Origin of the sequence: Suilimivivens aceti (assembly GCF_025567405.1) — a bacterium.
GTDB classification, from domain to species: Bacteria; Bacillota; Clostridia; order Lachnospirales; family Lachnospiraceae; genus Suilimivivens; species Suilimivivens aceti.
Map to the genome: position 1 here is coordinate 223,452 of NZ_JAOQKJ010000006.1, position 22,499 is coordinate 245,950.

27 protein-coding genes and 1 tRNA gene are annotated in these 22,499 nt (G+C 44.6%); 27 read left to right on the top strand and 1 reads right to left on the bottom strand.

Translation table 11 applies throughout. The annotated features are described in order from the left end of the window. Positions 1–13: 13 nt before the first annotated feature. From OCV77_RS09010 to OCV77_RS09085, 16 genes are all read left to right on the top strand, one after another. Entirely contained in the window at positions 14–481 is a 468-nt protein-coding gene (locus OCV77_RS09010; RefSeq protein ID WP_118798234.1) for a type II secretion system protein, read from the top strand. A gap of 92 nt (positions 482–573) precedes the next feature. Beyond that, complete coding sequence (locus tag OCV77_RS09015; RefSeq protein ID WP_262574721.1) at positions 574–1,779, top strand: type II secretion system F family protein; 1,206 nt, start codon at positions 574–576, stop codon at positions 1,777–1,779. Between the two features lie 20 nt (positions 1,780–1,799). Then, positions 1,800–3,233, top strand: coding sequence for a type IV pilus biogenesis protein PilM (gene pilM / locus OCV77_RS09020; protein ID WP_262574722.1), 1,434 nt, complete (start codon positions 1,800–1,802; stop codon positions 3,231–3,233). A gap of 17 nt (positions 3,234–3,250) precedes the next feature. Next, entirely contained in the window at positions 3,251–3,844 is a 594-nt protein-coding gene (locus OCV77_RS09025; RefSeq protein ID WP_262574724.1) for a hypothetical protein, read from the top strand. A 20-nt stretch (positions 3,845–3,864) separates the two neighbouring features. Next, a complete protein-coding gene (locus OCV77_RS09030) occupies positions 3,865–5,547 on the top strand; it encodes a GspE/PulE family protein (RefSeq protein ID WP_262574725.1) in 1,683 nt (560 codons plus the stop codon). After that, positions 5,537–6,169, top strand: a complete 633-nt coding sequence (locus OCV77_RS09035) for a prepilin-type N-terminal cleavage/methylation domain-containing protein (RefSeq protein ID WP_262574726.1) — start codon at positions 5,537–5,539, stop codon at positions 6,167–6,169. Before OCV77_RS09030 ends, OCV77_RS09035 begins: the two co-directional genes overlap by 11 nt. Positions 6,170–6,185: 16 nt before the next feature. Further along, positions 6,186–6,767 (top strand): hypothetical protein, encoded by a 582-nt coding sequence (locus tag OCV77_RS09040; protein ID WP_147371216.1) that lies wholly within the window; start codon positions 6,186–6,188, stop codon positions 6,765–6,767. Further along, positions 6,751–7,125, top strand: a complete 375-nt coding sequence (locus OCV77_RS09045) for a hypothetical protein (protein WP_262574727.1) — start codon at positions 6,751–6,753, stop codon at positions 7,123–7,125. Before OCV77_RS09040 ends, OCV77_RS09045 begins: the two co-directional genes overlap by 17 nt. Then, complete coding sequence (locus tag OCV77_RS09050) at positions 7,106–7,675, top strand: pilus assembly FimT family protein (protein ID WP_262574728.1); 570 nt, start codon at positions 7,106–7,108, stop codon at positions 7,673–7,675. Before OCV77_RS09045 ends, OCV77_RS09050 begins: the two co-directional genes overlap by 20 nt. A 59-nt stretch (positions 7,676–7,734) precedes the next feature. Next, entirely contained in the window at positions 7,735–8,049 is a 315-nt protein-coding gene (locus OCV77_RS09055) for a DUF1540 domain-containing protein (protein WP_262574729.1), read from the top strand. A 202-nt stretch (positions 8,050–8,251) separates the two neighbouring features. After that, on the top strand, positions 8,252–8,899 hold the full coding sequence (locus OCV77_RS09060; RefSeq protein WP_262574730.1) for a hypothetical protein: 648 nt from the start codon (positions 8,252–8,254) through the stop codon (positions 8,897–8,899). A 238-nt stretch (positions 8,900–9,137) separates the two neighbouring features. Then, entirely contained in the window at positions 9,138–9,629 is a 492-nt protein-coding gene (gene infC / locus OCV77_RS09065) for a translation initiation factor IF-3 (protein ID WP_118798245.1), read from the top strand. Between the two features lie 76 nt (positions 9,630–9,705). Continuing rightward, the gene (gene rpmI, locus OCV77_RS09070; RefSeq protein WP_118798246.1) at positions 9,706–9,903 is read left to right on the top strand and encodes a 50S ribosomal protein L35; all 198 of its coding nucleotides are present in this window, start codon (positions 9,706–9,708) and stop codon (positions 9,901–9,903) included. Positions 9,904–9,946: 43 nt separating this feature from the next. Continuing rightward, positions 9,947–10,303 carry a 50S ribosomal protein L20 gene (gene rplT / locus OCV77_RS09075; protein ID WP_118798247.1) on the top strand — a complete coding sequence of 119 codons (357 nt, stop codon included), beginning with the start codon at positions 9,947–9,949 and terminating at the stop codon, positions 10,301–10,303. A gap of 70 nt (positions 10,304–10,373) precedes the next feature. Then, positions 10,374–11,834 (top strand): aminoacyl-histidine dipeptidase, encoded by a 1,461-nt coding sequence (locus OCV77_RS09080; protein WP_262574732.1) that lies wholly within the window; start codon positions 10,374–10,376, stop codon positions 11,832–11,834. Beyond that, entirely contained in the window at positions 11,835–13,046 is a 1,212-nt protein-coding gene (locus OCV77_RS09085) for an AI-2E family transporter (RefSeq protein WP_262574733.1), read from the top strand. It begins immediately after the preceding gene. A 29-nt stretch (positions 13,047–13,075) separates the two neighbouring features. Here the strand turns inward: OCV77_RS09085 and OCV77_RS09090 are convergent, their stop codons facing one another. Then, a complete protein-coding gene (locus OCV77_RS09090; RefSeq protein WP_262574735.1) occupies positions 13,076–13,843 on the bottom strand; it encodes a DUF975 family protein in 768 nt (255 codons plus the stop codon). 230 nt (positions 13,844–14,073) lie between these two features. Between OCV77_RS09090 and OCV77_RS09095 the strand changes: the two genes are divergently transcribed. The 11 genes from OCV77_RS09095 to OCV77_RS09145 all read left to right on the top strand — a co-directional run bounded on the left by OCV77_RS09095 (position 14,074) and on the right by OCV77_RS09145 (position 22,406). Next, positions 14,074–14,146: transfer RNA gene (locus OCV77_RS09095), tRNA-Pro, on the top strand. A gap of 148 nt (positions 14,147–14,294) precedes the next feature. Beyond that, positions 14,295–15,473, top strand: coding sequence for an ABC transporter substrate-binding protein (locus OCV77_RS09100; RefSeq protein ID WP_262574760.1), 1,179 nt, complete (start codon positions 14,295–14,297; stop codon positions 15,471–15,473). Positions 15,474–15,662: 189 nt separating this feature from the next. Beyond that, entirely contained in the window at positions 15,663–16,547 is an 885-nt protein-coding gene (locus tag OCV77_RS09105) for a branched-chain amino acid ABC transporter permease (protein WP_262574736.1), read from the top strand. A gap of 19 nt (positions 16,548–16,566) precedes the next feature. Continuing rightward, entirely contained in the window at positions 16,567–17,622 is a 1,056-nt protein-coding gene (locus OCV77_RS09110) for a branched-chain amino acid ABC transporter permease (RefSeq protein ID WP_334307702.1), read from the top strand. A gap of 1 nt (position 17,623) precedes the next feature. Then, positions 17,624–18,385, top strand: a complete 762-nt coding sequence (locus OCV77_RS09115) for an ABC transporter ATP-binding protein (protein ID WP_262574738.1) — start codon at positions 17,624–17,626, stop codon at positions 18,383–18,385. Between the two features lie 12 nt (positions 18,386–18,397). Next, a complete protein-coding gene (locus tag OCV77_RS09120) occupies positions 18,398–19,108 on the top strand; it encodes an ABC transporter ATP-binding protein (protein WP_262574740.1) in 711 nt (236 codons plus the stop codon). A 17-nt stretch (positions 19,109–19,125) separates the two neighbouring features. Further along, positions 19,126–19,755 (top strand): cytidylate kinase-like family protein, encoded by a 630-nt coding sequence (locus tag OCV77_RS09125; protein ID WP_118798262.1) that lies wholly within the window; start codon positions 19,126–19,128, stop codon positions 19,753–19,755. Positions 19,756–19,773: 18 nt separating this feature from the next. After that, complete coding sequence (locus OCV77_RS09130) at positions 19,774–20,088, top strand: hypothetical protein (protein WP_262574741.1); 315 nt, start codon at positions 19,774–19,776, stop codon at positions 20,086–20,088. 117 nt (positions 20,089–20,205) lie between these two features. After that, positions 20,206–20,499 carry a hypothetical protein gene (locus OCV77_RS09135; RefSeq protein ID WP_262574743.1) on the top strand — a complete coding sequence of 98 codons (294 nt, stop codon included), beginning with the start codon at positions 20,206–20,208 and terminating at the stop codon, positions 20,497–20,499. 104 nt (positions 20,500–20,603) lie between these two features. After that, complete coding sequence (gene rlmD / locus OCV77_RS09140) at positions 20,604–22,136, top strand: 23S rRNA (uracil(1939)-C(5))-methyltransferase RlmD (RefSeq protein ID WP_262574745.1); 1,533 nt, start codon at positions 20,604–20,606, stop codon at positions 22,134–22,136. Between the two features lie 24 nt (positions 22,137–22,160). Beyond that, positions 22,161–22,406: a DUF6061 family protein gene (locus OCV77_RS09145; RefSeq protein ID WP_173866158.1), complete on the top strand. Its 246-nt coding sequence runs from the start codon at positions 22,161–22,163 to the stop codon at positions 22,404–22,406. Positions 22,407–22,499 lie beyond the last annotated feature (93 nt).

Sequence of the window (22,499 nt, forward strand, 5' to 3'; positions counted from 1 at the left end):
TGGGGGAATTAAAATGAACATTAAGGAAAGCAATCGGGCAGTTTACAGAACAGATGCTGCAGATAACAGAGGCTTTACCCTGGTAGAGCTGATCGTAGTGATGGTCATACTGACGCTTCTGGCGGCCATACTTGTACCAAGCCTTCTTGGTTGGATTGATGAGGCCAAGGGTAAGCAGTACATATTGAGTGCGCGGAGCGTGTATATGTCAGCACAGGCGATCGAGTCGGAGAAGTATGCGGTATGGGATGGTACCATGGCTGGTGCGGATCACAGTCTGACCGATTATGATAAGGAACGGATCCTCAGAATGGCAGATGCAGAGGATGCTCAGATCCTGGATGTATCTTTTGAAAGTGACAGTCTGTCAGAAGAAGGAGCAGCTTCCAATCATGGATACTATACCATTAATGGAATTGTTGTGCAGTATGGAAGCATTACCGTTACCCTGAAAGACGGTATGTGGACAGTTATACAGTAAGATAAGATGAGGATTAGCGGTGTCAATGGCACCGCTATTGTGGTTTAATCAGGGCAAAGAGAGGATTTGCCGGAAAAGAAACGGGGGTCCGGATGGCAAGGTATTATTATGAGGCAAGAAATAAAAAGGGACGTGCAGTTACCGGGGAGATGTCGGCTGTAAGTGAAGAGGAGCTGTATCAGAAGCTGAAGACGGAAGGAAAATATCTGATCGATGCAAGAGATATGCAGGAAAGCAGAAGTTATCATCAGTTATCTCCTCTGATGCTTTCTGAATTTAACAGAGAACTCTCTGATATGCTTGGAGCAGGAGTACCTCTGGTACGTTGTCTGACGATACTTTCCCAGGAGGAGACCAGGAAGAAGAAAGACAGGGAGATTTTGACAGGTGTGCTGAAGGCTGTCAGACAGGGGGAAGCTCTGTCAGATGCCATGGAGCAGCAGAAGGGAGCATTTCCTGCGCTGATGATCCATATGTACCGGGCTGCAGAGAACGGAGGAAACCTGGGTGGTACGGCAATGAGGCTTTCTCTTCATTATGAAAAGGAACATCATCTGGATACCAGGATCAAGGGTGCTGTCACATATCCGAAAATACTGGCAGTTATGTCTGTACTGATGGTGATCTTCATTATGAGCTTTATTCTGCCACAGCTTTCAGAGCTGTTTGATAACATGTCGCAATTACCATTGCCGACGAGGATCCTGTTTGGAATTAGTGACTTTATCGGCACACATGGCATAGGACTGCTGACCGTCCTGATCATTCTGGTGCTGCTTTTCCTCCTGCTTTTCAGGATACCGGCAGTCAGGAGGAAAAGGGATGAATGGAAGCTGAAAATACCGGTCGCAGGAAAGCTTCTGTCCGTGATCTATACGGCGAGATTTGCAAGATCGTTAAGCTCATTGTACCGTTCAGGGCTTCCAATCGTGAATGCCATGCAGATCGCAAGAAGGACGATTGGAAACAGCTATATAGAGGGACAGTTTGATGAAGTGATCAGTCTTCTGAAGGAGGGACACTGTCTCAGTGAGGCAGTAGACCATATCAACGGGTTCAGGAAAAAGCTGTCTTCTGTGATACGTGTAGGAGAAGAAAGCGGTGATATGGCTGTCATGCTGGATTCATTGGCAGATGCCTTTGATTATGAGTCAGAGATGGCAACGGGACGGCTGATCAGCTATCTGGAGCCGGCACTTATCATAGGTATGGCTGTTATCATCGGGTTTATCATGATCGCAGTGATGATGCCGATCTATGATTCCTATTCAGCAATCGGTACCAGTGTATATTATTAATTGGAAAAAGGGGTGAAGGTATGGAAGTCATTCTGTATTTGTCAAATCAGCTTGTCCAGGCAGTGGAAGTAAAGAAAAAGGGAAGAAAGATCATGGCCCGCAGGGTGTGGCAGGAAGAAGCACCGGGCGGCAGCATAATCAATGGAATTATTACAGATGAAGAAGCATTTCTTCCGTTTATCAAAAACTTCTTTTCCAGAAATAAGATCCCGTCGAGGGAAGTGGCACTGGTGATCGGGAGCAGTCAGTTTAACCATAAGGTTATGGAGTTTCCAAGGCTTTCTGACAGAGAGCTGCGGAAGCTGATCGAAAGGGAATTTGCTGAGAATAAAAAAGAAGATATCCTGTATTCCTATTATGTGCTGGAGAAAAAGGGAAGGAAGGGGATGCAGAAGATCATGGCAGCTGCTGTCAGTAAGGAGTTTCTGCTTTCCTATCTGGAATTGTTCAGAAAGGCCGGAATAGGACTTGGCTCTATTGATTCGGAAACGGGAAGCCTTGTATGCCAGTTTTCCCATTCTCCGGAGATACAGAAACAGACCTGCCTTGTCCAGGTACTGGACGGACAGGAGGTGGGAAGCTATCTTTTTGACGGAGGCGTTTATTTTTATTCCCAGAAAAACAGGCTTTTCAGGACAGAAACAGAGGAAGAGCTGGCAGAAGAGCTTATAGCGATCCAGGGGAAGCTGTCACAGTTTGCATCTGCCCAGAAGCTGCAGGAGCCTCTTGAGAAATTCTATATCTGCGGACAGGGAGCGGCAGTGCTGAAAAGAGAAAAGCCTGAGCTTGACTGCTACCATGCAGATAAGGTGGTCTGCCCTGGACGGTCTATGAAGAAGAAACCGGATTTTATCTATCCGGCAGGAATCCTTCTTCAGGAAGAAAAAGGTACTTCCTTTTTGGAACAGATCAAAAGAGAACAAAAGAAGAAAAAGAAGCAGTATGAGAGATTCATGCTTTGTCTCCCGTCCCTGTGTGTGCTGGTACTTGTCCTTGCAGCGGCAGCCGGCCTTGGCGGCAGCTATTACAGAAATCTGGAGAAGCTGTACCAGATACAGGAAACGATGGGAAATGAAGAGCTTGCCGAAAAGAAAGCCAGCTATGAACTGTCTATGACAAAGGTGGAGACGATGAAGGTGAGAATCAGGGATGCACAGGAAGCATGGGAGAAGCTGATGAGCTATCCAACCTTTGACGCTTCCATATGGAGAGAGATTACAGGCAGTATGGGAAATGGAATTACAGTGGAACTGAAGAATTTTAACCGGGACAGCGGTGTGATAGGAATGAATGCTTCGGCAGCAGATCCAAGACAGATCAGCGGCTTCATTGCGGCATTACAGGAAAAAGATATTTTTGAATCAGTAGAGTACAGCGGCTATACCTATGCAGATAGCACAGAAAGCTATACGATCCATGTGGTCTGCTGTCTGACAGAGGGTGCAGGAAGATAAGGGGGAGAACCATGAATATGACAATAACAGAAAGTGATAAAAGGCTTCTTTCCTTCCTGGCGGCAGTTCTGCTCCTTCTTCTGCTTGCTTTTCTGGTGCTGCGTCCGCTGGCAGATAAAAACAGTGATCTGAAAAGACAGATCACTGCGGCGAAGGATCAGGAAGTGGTAATGGATCTTGGAGCAGCCCTGGCTGAGGATGCAGGAACGGTAGAAGAAGAAACCGGGGAACAGCTAGAGGAAACCCTGAAGAGATATTATCAGAACCTGCAGAGCCAGGATGCGGAGAAGATGGTAACGACACTTCTTTTAAATCACAGGATGCAGATAAAGAATCTGACGGTGACCATGCCGGATACGAAAAGTGATCTGAAATGGTACCAGTACTCAGAAAAGGCAGCAACAGAAATAGCTGGGGAGGAAAAGATCGAAGGCCAGACAGGTATTTATGCTGTCAGGGTGCTTGGAGGTGCAGAGGGGAGCAGGGCAGATATGTTAGCTCTGCTTACCGATATATCAGAAAACTACCCGGCGATCAGTATTGCAGCTGTTGAATGGGTGGAAAATACAGGGAGTCTGACTCTGACATTGGAAATTTATATGTGTAAGTAATAATAGCTGGAGGTCACAACATGGAAACAATAACCGGCAAAAATTTAAAAATCGGAGATGTACTGATCGAACAGGGGTATCTGACAGAAAAGGATCTGGAAAAGGCGCTGCTGGTACAGAAAAGCAGTGACGGAAAAAGGCTTGGAGAGGTGCTGATCGAACAGGGATACATAACAGAAAACCAGATGCTGCAGGCTATGGCTGCCAAGATGGATTGTCAGGTAGTAGACATTGACAATCTTTCTGTTGACATTGTGGCAGTTGGCAGGATCCCGAGACAGGCTGCAGAAAAATACGGGATCCTTGCTGTAGGAAGTGAAGGGGGAAGGCTGAAGGTTGTTGTCAATGATCCATTAAATTTTTATGGTCTTGAAGATGTCAGACAGATCACAGGGCAGGAATTAATGATCTATCTGTGTGAAAAGGCTTCTCTTGTACGGGCGATCCGGTATTATTATACGGAAATCTCAGCGAAGAATGCAGCACTTAAGGCAAATGAGAATATACAGCCGGATATAGAAGAGATGGAGATCGAGGACGGAGATGATGATACGCCTGTGATCAATCTTCTGAACAGCCTGATCCAGAGGGCATACAGTACAGGAGCCAGTGATATCCATATAGAACCCTTTGAGGATAAAACCTTAGTCAGAATGAGGATTGATGGCACGATCATAGAATATGTGACACTGAAGAACAGTGTCCATAATTCACTGATCGCCAGGATCAAGATATTGTCTGAGCTGGATATTGCAGAAAGAAGAAGACCGCAGGATGGCCATTTCAGAAGCAGACAGCCGGATGGATATCTGAATGTCCGTGTTTCCATTATTCCGACAGTATTTGGTGAAAAGGCTGTTCTTCGTTTGCTGTCAGGGAATACCAGGATTGACCACAGTGATACCATGGGAATGCTTCAGGAGGACTATGAACGGTTTTCCAGAATGCTGCATTCTCCAAATGGCATCATATATCTGACAGGACCTACAGGATCGGGTAAGACTACTACCTTATATATGGTTCTGGAAGAGCTTTCCCAAAAGAATGTGAATATTTCCACGATCGAGGATCCTGTAGAAAAGAATATCTACAAAGTGAATCAGATGCAGGTAAATGCTATGGCCGGGCTTACCTTTGAAAAGGGACTTCGTGCTCTTCTGCGTCAGGATCCGGATATTATTATGGTGGGAGAAACAAGAGACAGTGAGACAGCATCTATTTCCGTACGTGCAGCGCTGACAGGACATCTTGTATTTTCAACATTGCATACCAATGATGCAGCTTCCTCTGTAGTGAGGCTTAAGGATATGGGCATGGAGCCTTATCTGGTCGCGAACTCCATGGTCGGGGTGGTGGCCCAGAGACTGATGAGAAAGGTGTGCAGGGATTGTGCTGTTCCTGCTGAGTTGACAGAAAAAGAGGAACGGATACTTGGAGAGAGGGTACCCTATGTAAAAAAGGCATGTGGATGTCCGGCCTGCAATTATACCGGCTACCGTGGCAGGGTTGCTGTACATGAGATCCTTCAGATCGACAGGCAGGTGAGAAGGATGATCATGGAGAATGCGTCATCGGAGGAGATCAAGGAGTACGCAGTTAACAGACAGCATATGAGGACACTGAAGCAGTGTGCCATGCAATATTTACGGGAAGGCATCACAACAGTAGAAGAAGTAGCAAAGGTAGCCTACTATGAAGAATAAAAATGATGGCTTTACGCTGGCAGAGCTGATCGTCAGCCTTGCCATCCTGCTGATACTGGCGTCCCTCGGAATTGTGGGAATATTGTCCTATCAGGACTATGCAGATTTTAAAAGACAGAACAGCTATGCACAGACGCTCTTTGCTGTAGCACAGGCGCAGCTTACCTCCTATAGTGTAAGAGGAACCTTACCGGAGCTTATGGAGGTTTCAGACAGTCCGGTTTCTCTAGGTGGGATCATGACACCGGAGGGAATTACAGCAGATGAAAGTGAAAGGGGACTGTCCGCAAAGCGGAATGGGATCTACTGCCTGACAGGAACGCGGGAAACCTATGAAAAGTATCTGCAGGGAGAGTATAAAGGAAAGACAGATCTGGAAAGCAGACAGTATGAGATGCTATATGGTATATTTGAAAGCTATATGACTGACAGAGCGGTTCTTTCCGCTGCAATCGCACTGGAATATGATCCAAAGACAGGGATCGTCTACAGTGTTCTGTACAGTGACAGAAAGAATTCATTTACCTATACAGCCCAAAATAAAAATGGAAGGGTCAATATCTGTGACAGAAGAGAGGATTACCGCAGTGAATATCTGATCGGATATTATGGCCTGGAATGAAAGGGGGTGCTCCTCTGTGTATAGAAAAAATGAAGGTGTGACGACGATAGTGGTCATCTGTGTCATGGCGATCATTATGGCACTGTCACTGTCTCTTTTTCTGACAGCATCTGTACTGATGAAAAATAGTGCAGGAACGGCAGCACAGGAGCAGTGCCGGATCCTGGCTGTGAGTCTTTCAGAAGAGATTGAAAAGCAGCTTACGTCAGAGAAAAACCATTATGAGGATCAGCTGTCAGAGGACATGGACCGGGCAGAAAATGTGAGACAGACTTCCCTGTGGCATTATGTCAGGGATGAGATCCGGAGCGGAAGCTGGCCTTATTATGAAGAAAATGGGGATCAGATCCACAGCAGGGAAAATGCATTCCGTGTTTTTAACATGGAAAATACTGGCATTGCCGGAGAAATTGCAGATACAGCCCTTACCTTATACTGGACAACGAGCGGGGAGAATACTGCTCCGGAGAAGCTGACCATATTGACAAGAGTTACAGTCAAGGAAAAGACCTGCGTGATCACGGACGTCTATCGTCTTAGCTCATCAGGCGGGAACGGCTATGAAAGCTGGAGGTGGGAACATGAAAGCAGAAGCTAGGGAGGATAACAGAGGTACCTCCATGATCACAGTGATCATATCCTTTGCGCTACTGATGATTTTTGTAACAGCTTTTTTTAAAGTACAGAAGGTATCGCAGAATATGATGATGGATGCCAGGGATATGCAGATAAATAACCGGGAGCTGGTGGAGTCCTTTTATCTCTCACAGATGCAGGGCAGTGCAGCCTCTGGAGACGGGAAGCTTGTCTTTTCTGGAAAGGAGGGCAGCTTTTATATTGATGCCGCACTTTATCGGGCACAGAAGGACGGGCTTTCCGGCGTGATCTATTATTATGGCACGGAGGAAAAGACGGCAGAGGAAGGGGCGGAAGCAGGTGAAGAAGCTGAAGAATAATAATGCAGGCATTACTCTGGCGGAGCTTGTTGTTACCTTTGCCCTGATGGGGATATTCCTGACAGCGGCAGCCGCGGTGATCTCATCCAGTATCATGGTACATGCGCAGCTGTCCGGAACCATGTATGCTTCTACTGTCAGCGAAACGCTCCTTGATAAGGTGACGGGAGAACTGGCAGGAGCCAGGGCAGAAGAAGAGGAGGCGATCCGGATCGGACGGGTTTACCGGGATGGCGAGGATCTTGGGGAAGGAGTTTCCTTTTATGACAGGGAAGGAAATCCTGCCTGCTTTTTCGTTGAGGACGGACTTCTTGTTATGGAAGGAAAAGACTATTTCACACTGGATGAAAAGGCCTATATGAGTTACAGGATCACAGGATTTTCCGTAGAGCAGCTGGAAGGTAAAAATGTGCTGAAGGTAACATTGTCACTGAAAAATCTGAAAAACGGATTTATTTATACCAGTGACAGAACTACTAGGTGCTATTGCTTTTCATCAGATGATTTTAAAAAAATAACCAGTACTGATATGGATCTGAATAGTTTATGAAAGAACAGCCATACTAATAAATGCAACTATGAGCAAAACGAATCAGGAGGTTTAGTAGTATGGCAGATTTAAAATGTGGAGTAACGAACTGCGGCTATAATAAGGATAGCTGCTGCTGTAAAGGTGATATCTGTGTGGGTGGTGAGCGTGCGGAAAATGCGGATTCTACCTGCTGTGAAAGCTTTACAGACGGAAAGAAGGACAGCTTTACAAGTGCACTGGAGCATCCGAGCAGAATGATCAGCATAGACTGTGAGGCTGTGAAATGTATGTACAATGAAAATTACAGGTGCAGTGCGGAGCATGTAGATATCAGGGGCTGCGGTGCCAAGGGCTGCAGGGAAACCTCATGCGCTACCTTTAAAGAGAAATAGAAATAAGGAAAATGTGTGAAAGGTAAAAGAGAAAGGGTAGTTTCAGCCAGGGAACAGACAGGGTCAGATCGTACGGGCATGAGATTACCTTTTCTGCTTTGTTGCATTTTTGTTACAAAATTATGAAGATATGTCTTGAACGAAAGTACTATTTGTGATTAAATAGAGTTGTTGGCATTAACGGCGATTTATGGAGAATGATATGAAGATCAGAAAATGGGGGCGCAGGGGGATCTGTGTGCTGGCAGCGCTGATGCTGTTTGGTATCTGTGGATGTAAGAAGGAAGTTGTGACGGTGACGTCTTCTCTTGATGGGGAGGAAGGTTCTGGATACATAGAAATGAAAGAGCTTGAATTAAAGGAAGTGCCGGCAGCAAACGGAAGAGAAGATGTCAGCTACTGTGCAGTGATGATCCCGGAGGGGTATCATGAATCAGAAGAGGTTCCTGGTATGTATGTACATGAAATGGCACCGCTTGATTCCTCCAATATTTATTACAGCTCCTTTGACGGGACGGGAGACGGTTATGTATCAGATTCCCTGACAGAGAAGGAATATCTGAAGATCATGGAGGATGCACTTGAAGAGTCAGGACAGGAAGGAAGCATCCAGATTGAATCCTTTGAGGAAACGAGTCTTGATGAAGTGCCTGCTTACAAGATCAGAAGTACATATCAGCTGGGGGATAATACGATCCAGCAGCTTACCTACCTGGTAATGGCGGAGGATACCTACACGATTACCTACAGCCAGGCAGATGATGATGAATTGATGGCGGATTTTGACGTATCAGACGGGGAGATCCGGCTGGTCAAAGATGATGAGGTACAGACAGCAAGTAATAAATAAAATTAGGTGTTGACATCTGAAATACAGGATGTTATATTATATAAGCGTGTGAGGAACACATAAACAAGCAGAGTATCCACTCTCACCCTGTGGCAAATGGGCTGACAGGTGTACACAAAGTTCCGGACCATGGATGAAGGCTGCAGAGAACTGCAGGATTGGTCAGGTGATTGTTCAGTGGATAGTTATGCTATCCACTTTTTTCTTGTAGGAGGGAAAAACCATTAGCGAATTATTCATTAACGAACAGATCAGAGACAAGGAAGTACGTGTGATCGGGGAGAACGGTGAGCAGCTTGGCATCATGTCATCAAGGGAAGCACTTCAGCTTGCAGAAGAAGCAGGGGTTGACCTTGTGAAGATAGCACCTACAGCGAAGCCGCCAGTTTGTAAGATTGTGGATTATGGCAAGTTCAGATATGAACAGGCCCGCAAGGAAAAGGAAGCCAAGAAGAAACAGAAGGTGATCGATGTAAAGGAGATTCGTTTATCCCCCAACATTGATACCAACGACCTGAATACCAAGGTGAATGCAGCCAAGAAATTTTTGCAGAAGGGCGACAGAGTTAAGGTGACATTACGTTTCAGAGGACGTGAGATGGCACATATGGCATCCAGTAAGCACATTCTGGATGATTTTGCACAGGCACTTGCAGATGTCAGTGTAGTAGAGAAGGCGCCTAAGGTAGAAGGAAGAAGTATGACCATGTTTTTAACTGAGAAGCGGTAATCGTCAGTTAAAATAGATGAATGCCGGAAGACGGCAGTCAGTAAGAAATCACACTGAAATACAGGAGGAATCAGTTATGCCAAAAATGAAAACCAGCCGTGCTGCTGCAAAGCGTTTTAAAGCTACAGGAACGGGTAAATTAAAAAGAAGTAAAGCTTACAAGAGCCATATCTTAACCAAGAAGACGACTAAAAGAAAGAGAAACTTAAGAAAAGCTGCAGTTACAGATGCAACCAATGTAAAGAATATGAAGAAGATTCTGCCCTACTTATAAGTAAGGGTGGGTACTGATAACAGCCGTAAGGAGGAAATAAGAAATGGCAAGAATTAAAGGCGGTATGAATGCCAAGAAAAAACATAACAGAGTATTAAAGCTTGCAAAGGGCTACAGAGGAGCCAGAAGCAAACAGTATAGAGTAGCCAAGCAGTCCGTAATGAGAGCACTTACATCTTCTTATGCAGGACGTAAGGAGAGAAAGCGTCAGTTTAGACAGTTATGGATCGCACGTATCAATGCTGCAGCAAGACTGAACGGATTGTCCTATAGCAAATTCATGTATGGACTGAAGACTGCTGGAGTAGATATCAACAGAAAGATGCTTGCTGAGATGGCAGTAAATGATGCAGAGGGATTCAAGACTCTTGCAGAGCTTGCAAAGAAGAACATCGCATAAAGCAGAAAACAACAAAGGCCTTATCAGAAATGGTAAGGTCTTTTTTTAAAAGTGAAAGTGAGAGATGATTATGAGAGCTTTTGAAAAACTGGAACCCCGGGATGTATTTTACTATTTTGAGGAAATCTGCATGATCCCGCACGGATCAGGTAATTTGCAGCAGATCAGCGATTATCTGGTTTCCTTTGCAGAGGAACATCATCTGGCACACTGCAGGGATGAATATGGGAATGTGATCATGGTAAAGGAGGCATCAGAAGGCTATGAAGATCATGCACCTGTGATGCTTCAGGGGCATATGGATATGGTAGCTGTGAAAAAGCCGGACTGCGATATTGATATGAAGACAGAAGGTCTCCGGATACAGGTAGATGGTGACCGTGTTTACGCAGAGGGAACCAGCCTTGGTGGGGATGACGGGATCGCAGTAGCCTATGGGCTGGCACTGATGGCAGGAAATTATAAGCATCCGAAAATTGAGCTTGTGATCACGGCAGAGGAAGAGACTGGCATGGACGGTGCAAGAGGAATTGATCTGTCTGGCTGTCAGTCAAGAAAACTGATCAATCTGGACTCGGAGGAGGAAGGTGTTTTTCTGGCAGGCTGTGCAGGCGGAGCCAGAGTGAATTATAACGCTTTACTGACACCGGTAATGCAGAAGGGGACAGTGTACAGGGTTACTGTAGACGGACTCCTCGGTGGCCATTCTGGTGCCGAGATCGACAAGGAAAGAGGAAATGCGATCTGTATCCTTGGAAGAGCCATGAAGGAGCTGGAAGAAGCAGGACTTTCTATTGCGCTTTGCAATATTGATGGAGGACTGGCTGATAATGCCATTCCTAGACAGGCAGAGGCTGTATTTCTGGTCACAGGTTATAAAGGAAATGGAGAGGAAAAAGATAATCTGGAGAAAGTAGTGGAGAAGCTTGAAGAAGGTCTGGCCACGGAATATAGAAAAAAAGATCCGGGTGTGAGGCTTCAGACGGAGATCCTGGATACAGAAGAAAGAATGGCATTATCAGAAGAAGACAGCAGGCGTCTGGTCAATCTGATCTGTATGCTGCCTTATGGTGTGCAGGCTATGAGCAGCTCCATGAAGGGACTTGTAGAGACATCACTGAACCCCGGAGTGATCTCACTGAAGCAGGGACAGCTTCATGTGGGAATTTCAGTCAGAAGCTCCGTTGACAGTGCAAAACAGGGACTGTTTGACAGACTTTCTGCGCTGGCACAGTTAGCAGGAGTGGAAATGGAGATCACCGGAAATTATCCGGGCTTTGCCTATAAAGAGGATTCTCCACTTTGTAGTAAGATGTCAGAGGTTTATGAAAACATGTATGGCAGAAGACCGGAGGTTATGGCAATCCATGCAGGCCTTGAGCTTGGTTTTTTTGCCGGAAAGATCAAAGGACTTGACTGTATTTCCATGGGACCGGATATGAAGAATATCCATACCACAGAAGAGGAGCTGAGCGTTTCTTCTGTAAAGAGAGTATGGAAATATCTGCTGCAGTTACTGGAGGAAATGTAAATGGAGCTTGGAAAGGGAAATATGAAAAGAATCAAAGGACTGATCCTTTTTGCAGGGATCGTGGTGCTTGTGCTGCTCAAGTTTGATATGCTCGTGTCTGCGCTGAAGCTGTTTTTGCAGATGCTGTCACCATTTATTATGGGTGGTGCGATGGCATTTATCCTGAACCTGCCCATGAGGTTTTATGAAAAGAAGCTGTTCAGGAAACAGTATGCGGATCAGAGGAAGCAGAACAAATACGAGAAAAAAAAGAGGCCGGTTTGTCTGACACTTGCACTGCTTTCCGTGATCCTTGTGATCGCCGTGGTGACAGGAACGGTGATCCCGCAGCTCATTTCTACAGGAAAGGTACTGGCACAGGAAATACCGGTATTCTGGGATAATCTGATGACATCAGCAGAGCGGTTCTTTACGGATAATGCAGAGCTTGAGAAGCAGCTTAAGTCATTGGAAATCCCGGACATCAACTGGGATTCCATGCTGCAGGCAACAGGAAACTTTCTGAAAAATGGAATGGGAAGTCTGGCTTCAACCACATTTTCTGTTGCTGGAAGTATTGTCAGTGGTGCAGTAAATTTCTTTATTGCGTTGATCTTCTCCCTATATATTTTAGGACAGAAGGAAAAACTGGGAGATCAGGCAGAAAGGATCCTCAGAGCTTATATTAAGCCTAAGGTATACCGCAGTGTCAGAAAGATTGCTGTTCTTCTGAATCAGAATTTCAGTAACTTTATTACCGGACAGTGCCTGGAGGCAGTAATCCTGGGAACAATGTTTGCTGTGACTATGACGGTATTCCGTTTTCCCTTTGCCCTGATGATCGGTGTTCTGATTGCCTTTACGGCGCTGATTCCCATTGTGGGAGCCTTCCTTGGCTGCGCTGTCGGTGCATTTCTGATTCTTGTTGACAATCCGATGAAAGCAGTGGCATTTGTGGTATTATTTCTGATCCTGCAGCAGATCGAAGGAAATCTGATTTATCCCCATGTGGTTGGTAATTCGGTAGGCCTGCCATCTATCTGGGTTTTGGTAGCGGTCACCATCGGTGGAAGCCTTATGGGAATTGTGGGAATGCTTATTTTTATCCCATTGTTGTCTACAGGGTATGCACTGCTCCGGGAGGATGTCAATAAAAGAAATCAAATGGAGCCGGAAGGTACTGGGGAAGGAGTGAAAATAAAGGAAGGAAAGAAAAAGGGGCTGCCGCACTAGTAATTCAATAGTGCGACAGCCTCTTTATTTTACAGATAGGGATTCTGGTTCTGATCCTGGTAAGGGTTCTGTGAAGAATCCTGCCAGGAAATCTTATTTTTCAGTGCATAAAAAAGCTGTGCATTGGTCAGGTTCTGGTAAGGTGCTACATAGAAGATGTTCAGAATACAGCAGGTAAGGGCACCCAGAAAAGCCCAGCCAATGAAAGAAAGATCGAGTACGAAGGTGTTCCATTTGTCTCCATCCATCATCTGTTTGGTGGCAGCAAAAGCATCATCCTTACTGATTGAAGGATCCTCTGCGAGCAGATAGGGGATCATACGGTATTCATAGTCTTTGATAATACCGGGGATGATAAGGAGCAGACTCCACAGGGCAGTAAAAAGATCCCTGAAAAACATGATCTTCACTACATTTAAATAGGAAGAACTGAATACAAAGGCCACATCACTGAGCGAAGTCGGCTGTTTGCCACAGCGGATAAAATAACGCTGACAGCCCACCAGAAGGGGATTAAAAACAAAAACCTTCAGTAGTGAAGTGATGATCCACATAATAAATACAACAACGAGGGCAATAGAAAGTCCGACCAGAAGCGCCTGCAGATTCCCCGGTGATGAAAGAGTATCCTGCAGATCAGAGAAATCTGCGGAGCTGTTACTGGTGGATGAAGTGGCACCGGAAGAAGATCCGCTTCCGCTGACAAACATAAAGATCAGGGAAATCAGAACTGTTTTCCAGTAGTTTACTTTTAAAATTTCTTTGGCACGTGATTTGAGGTCTGCTCTTGACCACATAATGAATTCCTCCCATAGTTTATAATCTGTCTGGTCACTGTAATGCGAGACCATAACAGAAAGTATTATAGCATAGAATAATGATGCTGGAAAAGAGGATTTGGGAAGAATGAAGAGAAATTGAGAGAAGCAGTAAAGAAAGTGTTTGAAAAGAACAAAAAATTCTGAAAAATATTTCAAATTAGGACTTGACTTTTAATGATCGCACATATATAATGAATCTTGCGTTTCGGGGTGTGGCTCAGGTGGTAGAGCGCTACTTTAGGGAAGTAGAGGCCGCAAGTTCAAGTCTTGTCACTCCGACTTGGTAACCTCACAGTATTTAGGAAATAAGTACTGCGAGGTTTTTTGTTGTTTGCTTTTTGGTTGACAATATTTCTGATATGAGATAGGATAGCATTTGAAAAAAATTAGGAAGTTGATGGGAATGAGTTTTCCCAGGAGGAGGAATATTATGAAAAAGCTGATTAGTTTAACACTTGCAGCAGCCATGACAATGTCTCTTCTGGCAGGATGTGGATCAAACAGCAGTGCAGGTACAGACAGCGCTGACGCATCAGCAGAGACCTTTAAGATCGGTGGTATCGGACCGATCACCGGAGCAGGTGCCGTTTATGGTATCGCAGTTAAGAATGGTGCTGAACTGGCAATCAAGGAGATCAACGAGGCAGGCGGTATCAACGGATACCAGATTGAGTACAATTTCCAGGATGATGAGCTGGATAATGAGAAATCAGTAAATGCTTACAATACCTTAAAGGACTGGGGCATGAACATGCTGGTTGGTTCTGTAACAAGTGGATGCTGCGTAGCAGTTGCAGCAGAATCCAAGAATGACAATATGTTCCAGATCACACCTTCAGGATCTTCTGTAGATTGCATTGAAGGAAATGACAATGTATTCCAGGTATGCTTCACAGACCCTAATCAGGGTGTTGGAGCAGCAGATTATATTGGAGGGAATAATCTTGCAAGCAAGGTAGCAGTTATTTACGATAGTTCCGATGTATATTCTTCAGGTATTTATGCAAAGTTCAAAGAGGAAGCAGCAACACAGAACTTTGAGATTGTTTCCGAAGAAGCTTTCACAGCTGATAATAAGACAGACTTTTCTGTACAGCTTGCCAAGGCACAGGAAGCAGGAGCAGAGCTCGTATTTCTTCCTATCTATTACACAGAGGCATCTCTGATCCTGAAGCAGGCAGATTCCATGGGGTATGCACCTAAATTCTTTGGATGTGACGGACTTGACGGTATTCTTGGTGTAGAGAACTTTGATACCAGCCTGGCAGAAGGCGTTATGCTGCTGACACCGTTCGCAGCAGATGCACAGGATGATCTGACAAAGAAGTTTGTAAGTGCATATGAGACTGCTTACAATGATACTCCGAACCAGTTTGCAGCAGATGCCTATGATGCAGTATATGCAATCAAGGCAGCAGCAGAAAAAGGCGATGTAGCACCTTCAGATGGTGTTTCAGGAATTTGTGACAAGATGAAAGCAGCTATGCAGGAGATCACGGTCGACGGACTGACAGGTGAGGGTATGAACTGGGCAGCTGATGGTACAGTAAATAAGGCACCTAAGGCAATGGAGATCAAGAATGGTGCTTATGCATTAGTTCAGTAAGCTTATGATGTAGTCAAAGAGGGTTACAGGTTGTAACCCTCTTTTTCTTTTTCAGGATTCTATTGTGTTTATAGGACAAAAGCGCACTTGCATTATATCAGGAAGATTTGCTATAATAGCAGGGAATATTGTGAATTATACTTGTATACATTGTATGTGTAAAACGACGGGAAAGGATACGGTATTATTATGAGTTTTATTTCGTATTTAATTAATGGAATCAGCCTTGGAAGTGTATATGCCATCATTGCACTGGGTTATACCATGGTATATGGAATTGCCAAGATGCTGAATTTTGCCCATGGTGATGTTATCATGGTTGGAGCTTATACTATATTTGCAGCAGTAAGTATGGCAGGTATGCCCCCGGCCGTAGGTATTCTGCTGTCAGTTCTGGTATGTACAGTCCTTGGGATTGCCATAGAAGCAGTTGCATACAGGCCGCTCCGTCAGGCGGCTTCCTCTCTTGTCGTACTGATCACAGCTATTGGTGTCAGCTATTTTCTGCAGAATGTGGCGCTCCTGATCTTTGGTGCGAATACAAAGGCATTTACGTCTGTGGTAACAGTTCCTGCCATTTCACTGGCTGGTGGACAGATCATTATCACAGGAGAAACGATCGTAACTATCATTTCATGTATTGTGATCATGGTGGGACTTACGTTATTTGTAAATAAGACAAAAGCAGGACAGGCCATGCAGGCAGTTTCCGAGGACAGAGGAGCCGCACAGCTGATGGGTATCAATGTAAATGGAACGATCTCACTGACATTTGCGATTGGTTCTGCACTGGCGGCAATTGCAGGTATGCTGCTCTGCTCATCTTATCCGGCACTGACACCATATACGGGATCCATGCCAGGTATCAAAGCATTTGTGGCAGCTGTATTTGGAGGGATCGGTTCTATTCCGGGGGCACTGATCGGTGGAATCATTCTTGGTGTCATTGAAATTTTAAGTAAGGCATATATTTCTTCCCAGCTTTCAGATGCGATTGTATTTCTTGTGCTGATATTGGTGCTGTTGGTAAAACCTACAGGTATCCTTGGCAAGAAGATTCAGGAAAAGGTGTAGGGGGAATAAGCAGATGAAGATGACAAAAGATTTTAAAGAGAATCTGATCACATATGGAATTGTGATCGTTGCATTTATTATAGTAGAGATCATGACGGCAACAGGGAGCATATCCAGCCTGATGAAGGGGCTTCTTGTTCCTTTGTGTGTTTATGTGATCCTGGCGATTTCTTTAAATCTGACAGTTGGTATTTTGGGAGAGCTGAGTCTTGGACATGCCGGATTTATGTGTGTGGGTGCGTTTACCGGTGCATTTTTCTCAAGGTGTATGGAAAATGTGATTACTGTTGCACCTGTCAGATTTACGCTGGCAATCCTGATCGGTGCAGTATGTGCGGGTCTGATCGGACTTCTGATCGGTATGCCTGTTCTGCGGTTAAAGGGAGATTATCTTGCGATTGTTACGCTTGCATTTGGTGAGATCATCAAAAATGTGATCAATGTTATTTATGTAGGAAAGGATGCAAACGGTATCCATATTTCCATGAAGGATGCGGCATCAATGAGTATGGAAAGTGATGGAGATCTCATTATTAATGGTGCACAGGGAATTACAGGAACACCCAAGGATTCCAATTTTATAGTAGGAACGATACTGATACTGATCACACTGTTTATCGTATTGAACCTGATCAAATCCAGGGATGGACGTGCGATCATGTCGATCAGGGATAATCTGATTGCAGCGGAGTCAGTAGGGATCAGGATTACCAGGTATAAGCTGATGGCTTTTTCCATTTCTGCGGCACTGGCTGGTGTGGCAGGTGTCCTGTATGCGCACAATCTGAACAGTCTGATGGCAACACCGAAGAACTTTGGATATAATATGTCGATCACCATCCTGGTATTTGTCGTACTTGGTGGGATTGGAAATATCAGGGGATCCATCATTTCAGCAGTTATCCTGACATTGCTTCCGGAACTTCTCAGGGGTATGAATGATTATCGTATGCTGATTTATTCTATTGTACTGATAGTGATCATGCTCTTTAACTGGAGTCCTAAGCTTGTAAATCTTCGTAAAAAGTATTCGCTTAAAGGGCTGTTTGGCGGAAAAGTAAAGGAGGTAAAATAATATGTCTGCAATATTAGATGTACAGAATTTGAGTATCTCCTTTGGAGGGCTGCATGCAGTAGATGATTTTCATATTACAATTGAAAAGGGACAGCTCTATGGACTGATCGGACCGAACGGTGCCGGTAAGACAACGGTATTTAATCTTCTGACGGGGGTTTATAAGCCCGATGAAGGGATTATCAGACTGGATGGGCAGGATATTACAGGCCGCAGCACGATAGAAGTAAATATGGCAGGGGTTGCCAGAACTTTTCAGAATATCAGGTTGTTTAAGAATCTTTCAGTACTGGATAATGTTAAAGTTGGTCTGCATAATCATTTCCGGTATTCTACGCTGGAGGGGATGCTGCGTCTTCCCAGATACCATAAAGTAGAAAAGGAAATGAATGAGCGGGCAATGGAGCTTCTGAAGGTATTTGACCTGGATGGCCAGGCAGATTTCCTTGCATCAAATCTCCCTTATGGAAAACAGCGTGAACTGGAGATTGCAAGAGCACTTGCCACACAGCCAAAGCTTCTGCTCCTGGATGAGCCTGCAGCGGGCATGAACCCGAATGAAACGCAGGATCTGATGAAAACGATCCGTTTTGTGAGGGATAATTTTGATGTATCGATTCTGCTCATTGAACATGATATGAAGCTTGTTTCCGGTATTTGTGAAAAACTGACAGTTTTGAATTTTGGCCGTGTGCTTGCACAGGGAGATACCAGTGAAGTGTTAAATAACCCTGAGGTTATTACAGCATATCTTGGTGAATAGGGGGATAAGGGCATGGCATTGTTAGAGATAAAAGATCTGGAAGTAAGTTATGGTATAATAAAGGCGATCAAGGGGATATCCTTTGATGTTAACGAAGGAGAGGTCATTGCGCTGATCGGAGCAAATGGGGCAGGAAAGACAACGATCCTGCATACGATCACCGGGCTGATCACGGCTGACAGGGGAACTGTGCAGTTTGAAGGTAAGGAAATTACTAAAGTACCGGCTCATAAGATTGTAGGAATGGGCATGGCTCATGTGCCGGAAGGAAGAAGAGTATTTGCTAATCTTACAGTATTACAGAATCTGAAGATGGGTGCTTATACAAGGAAGGACAAAAATGAAATAGAGAAGACACTGGAAACAGTTTATACGAGATTTCCAAGACTGAAGGAACGTCAGAATCAGATGGCTGGTACATTGAGTGGTGGTGAGCAGCAGATGCTTGCCATGGGAAGGGCATTGATGTCCCATCCCAAGATCATACTGATGGATGAACCCTCCATGGGACTGTCACCTATTTTTGTAAATGAGATTTTTGATATCATCCAGAGTGTCAGTGCCAGTGGAACAACAGTACTTCTGGTGGAACAGAATGCCAGGAAAGCACTTTCCATTGCTGACAGAGCATATGTACTGGAAACAGGAAATGTCGTACTGGAAGGAAAAGCAGATGAACTTCTGCATAATGATGCGATCAAGAAAGCGTATTTAGGGGAATAGACAGGGGGAACAGAGTTATGGATAAGAACATTGTAATCACGATTGCCAGACAGTATGGCAGCGGAGGAAGAACGATTGCACAGATGCTTTCAGAAAGACTGGGGATCCATTATTATGATAAGGAATTATTAAGGCTGGCATCAGAAGACAGCGGGATCAATGAAGATCTGTTCAGAAATGCAGATGAAAAGATCAAGAATACAAAGCTGTTCAAGATTGCACACAGTGTATATCATGGAGAACTGATCCCTCCGGAAAGTGAAGATTTTACTTCCATGGAGAACCTGTTCAATTATCAGGCAAAGATCATCAAGAAGCTGGCAGAGCAGGACGAATCCTGTATTATTGTTGGCAGATGTGCAGAATATGTACTGAAGGATTATGATAATGTACTGAGTGTTTTTATCCATGCACCCAAGGAGTACTGCCTGGAACAGGCAGCCAAGAAGCAGAGCATGAGTCCAAAGGAACTAGAAAAGTATGTTCAAAAGGTAGATAAGCGCAAAGCAGATTATCACAGGTACTATACCGGACTGGAGTGGACAGATGCGAGGAACTATGATCTTTGTCTTGACAGTTCCAAGCTTGGATTTGAAAGATGTGTAGATGAGATCATAGCTTATATGAACGTCAGATTTCAAGACTGATGTAAAGGAATTGGTACTGTGATAGAGAAAGATAAGTTTCACATTTTTAACTATATAAAAAAAGAAGAGTACTGCGCCAGCATGGATGGTATGAGATATATGCTGAAAAAGCATAAAAAAAAGGTACAGGAAGAGGACAACGAGGAGGAAAAGGAGATTCTTCTTGTGACGATCTGGCCGGAGCCATGCTGCTATGCCAAAACACCGGAAGAAAAGAAACAGCGGATGGAATTTGATTTTTCTGCAGATGGGGTGATGGAAGCAGCGGATTGGCTGAACGAACAGTATATGCAGCAGAAGCCTTTGTGGGATCTTTCTAAAAAGCTGGTTTAAAATACTGGCAGGGAATCTGTTTTTTACCTTGAAATGTTAACCGAAAATGCTTTATAATGAAAAAGCAGTTGACATAAAGCAGGTATGGAAATACGATACAGGACAGGAGATGAAGCTATGTCAGCAATTACATTCAGCAATAAAGTATTTGACAGGGAAGTGGCATTTTGCAAGGTGTACAGTCTGGAGAGCAAGGAGAAGCTGGAAAAGCTGTTTTTGAAAAACAGAATTTCCTATTTTATTGAATGGCAGGATAAGACTCTCTGGCAGCGACTTATGAACAAAGATAAAAGCAAGGAAAAGAATGTTTTTACGATTCGGATCAATGAAGCGGATGTAGACAAGGCAAGGGATCTGGTCACAGGGCTTGAGTCTGTGAAGATACGTAAGATGGAACCAAATGAAAAATAAAGGATGCCCCGGCTGGTCCGGGGTATTTTTGTGCTGCCATGCATATGAAAAAGGGATCCGGTGGATCCTTTTGGATTAAAAGGGTGAAGGATAAGAGGAAAGCTATGGAAAAGCAGGAAAAAAGAAATTTTAACGGGAAAAAATATCGGGGGAAACAGACTGACAGCAATAAGGGGAAAAAATCCGGGGAAATGAAAAAGCCTGTACAGAAACAGAAGTCTGTATGTCCGGTATTTGAAAAATGCGGTGGCTGTCAGCTTCTGGATATGCCTTACGAAAAGCAGGTAAAGAAAAAGGAGAAGCAGCTGCAGGAACAGCTGCGGAGCTTTGGCAGGCTGGAACCGTTTATTGCCATGGAGAATCCACTGCATTATCGGCATAAGGTTAAGGCAACCTTTGGCAGAGACCAGAAGGGCAACATCATCTCCGGAAATTACAGGGAAGGAACCCATTATTTGGTGCCTGTGGATAACTGTCTTCTGGAAAACGAAAAGGCAGATGCCATTATCAGGACAGTCAGAAGTTTGTTAAAATCCTTCAAAATCAAAACTTATGACGAGGATACCGATTATGGACTTCTCCGCCATGTGCTGGTTCGGGTCGGACATGCCACCGGAGAAATCATGGTTATACTTGTGTTGGCATCACCGGTTCTGCCATCCAAGAACAACTTTGTGAAGGCTTTAAGGAAGGAACATCCGGAGATCACTACAGTAGTGATCAATGTGAATGATAAACGTACCAGTATGGTGCTTGGAGAGAAGAAAGAACAGGTTATCTACGGCCCCGGTTTTATTCTGGATAAGCTCTGTGCCAAGACCTTTAAGATTTCTCCCAAGAGCTTTTATCAGGTGAATCCGGTTCAGACAGAAAAGCTTTATGGAAAGGCAATCGAGTATGCAGGACTGACTGGAAAGGAAAAGGTACTGGACGCATACTGCGGCACTGGTACGATCGGTCTTATTGCTTCTGGTCATGCCAAAGAGGTAATCGGAGTGGAACTGAACCGGGATGCGGTAAAGGATGCTGTGATCAATGCCAGACAGAATCAGATATCCAATATTCAATTTTATCAGAATGATGCTGGAGTGTTCATGACAGAGCTGGCAGAAAAGAATGAAAAAATCGATGTTGTCTTCATGGATCCGCCGAGAAGCGGAAGCAGCGAGGAATTTCTGACCTCCCTGCTCAGACTCTCTCCCAGGAAAGTGATTTATGTTTCCTGCAATCCAGAAACCCTTGTGAGAGACCTGCAGTTCCTGACAAAGCGCGGATACCGGATGGAGAAGGGCGTGGGAGTAGATATGTTTCCGATGACGGTACACGTTGAGACGGTTGTCTTGCTTTCCAAGGGTGAGGTCGACTCGAAAAAGATTCGGGTTGAGTTCTCTTTGGAAGATATGGATATGTCCGAATTTCAGGATGGGGCAACCTATCCGCAGATCAAGGAGTATGTGTTGGAGCATACCGGGTTAAAGGTGTCCAACCTCTATATCTCACAGATTAAACGAAAATGTGGGATTGGGGTTGGTAAGAACTATAATCTGCCGAAGTCCGAGGATTCCAGACGGCCCCAGTGTCCACCGGAAAAAGAGAAAGCAATCCGAGAAGCATTCAAATATTTTGGGATGATCTAACATCCAGCAAAGTGGAGGTTTCTTATGGATAGGTTGATTTCTTGTGAGTTCAACATGGATAATGCCTGTGTGGAACTGAAATTCTTAGATGGCAGTATGATTGCTATTGATACAATAGCCGTGGAGAATGAGGTTGCTGACAATATGTATCAGCGGTCAGAGCTGGACTATCTAATCTACAATGACCCGATTGGATATGCAGACCTTGTTTTGAACGGAACCCCCGAAATTTATCTAAAAACTGTAACTGAATGTAAACCCTTAGATTAAAACTCAGCCCTCTGCCTTTTCCTTGGCAGAGGGCCGTTTTTTGCTTAACAGTTATTGGGCATCCCTTAATTGCTCTACAACACTGCATTTCGC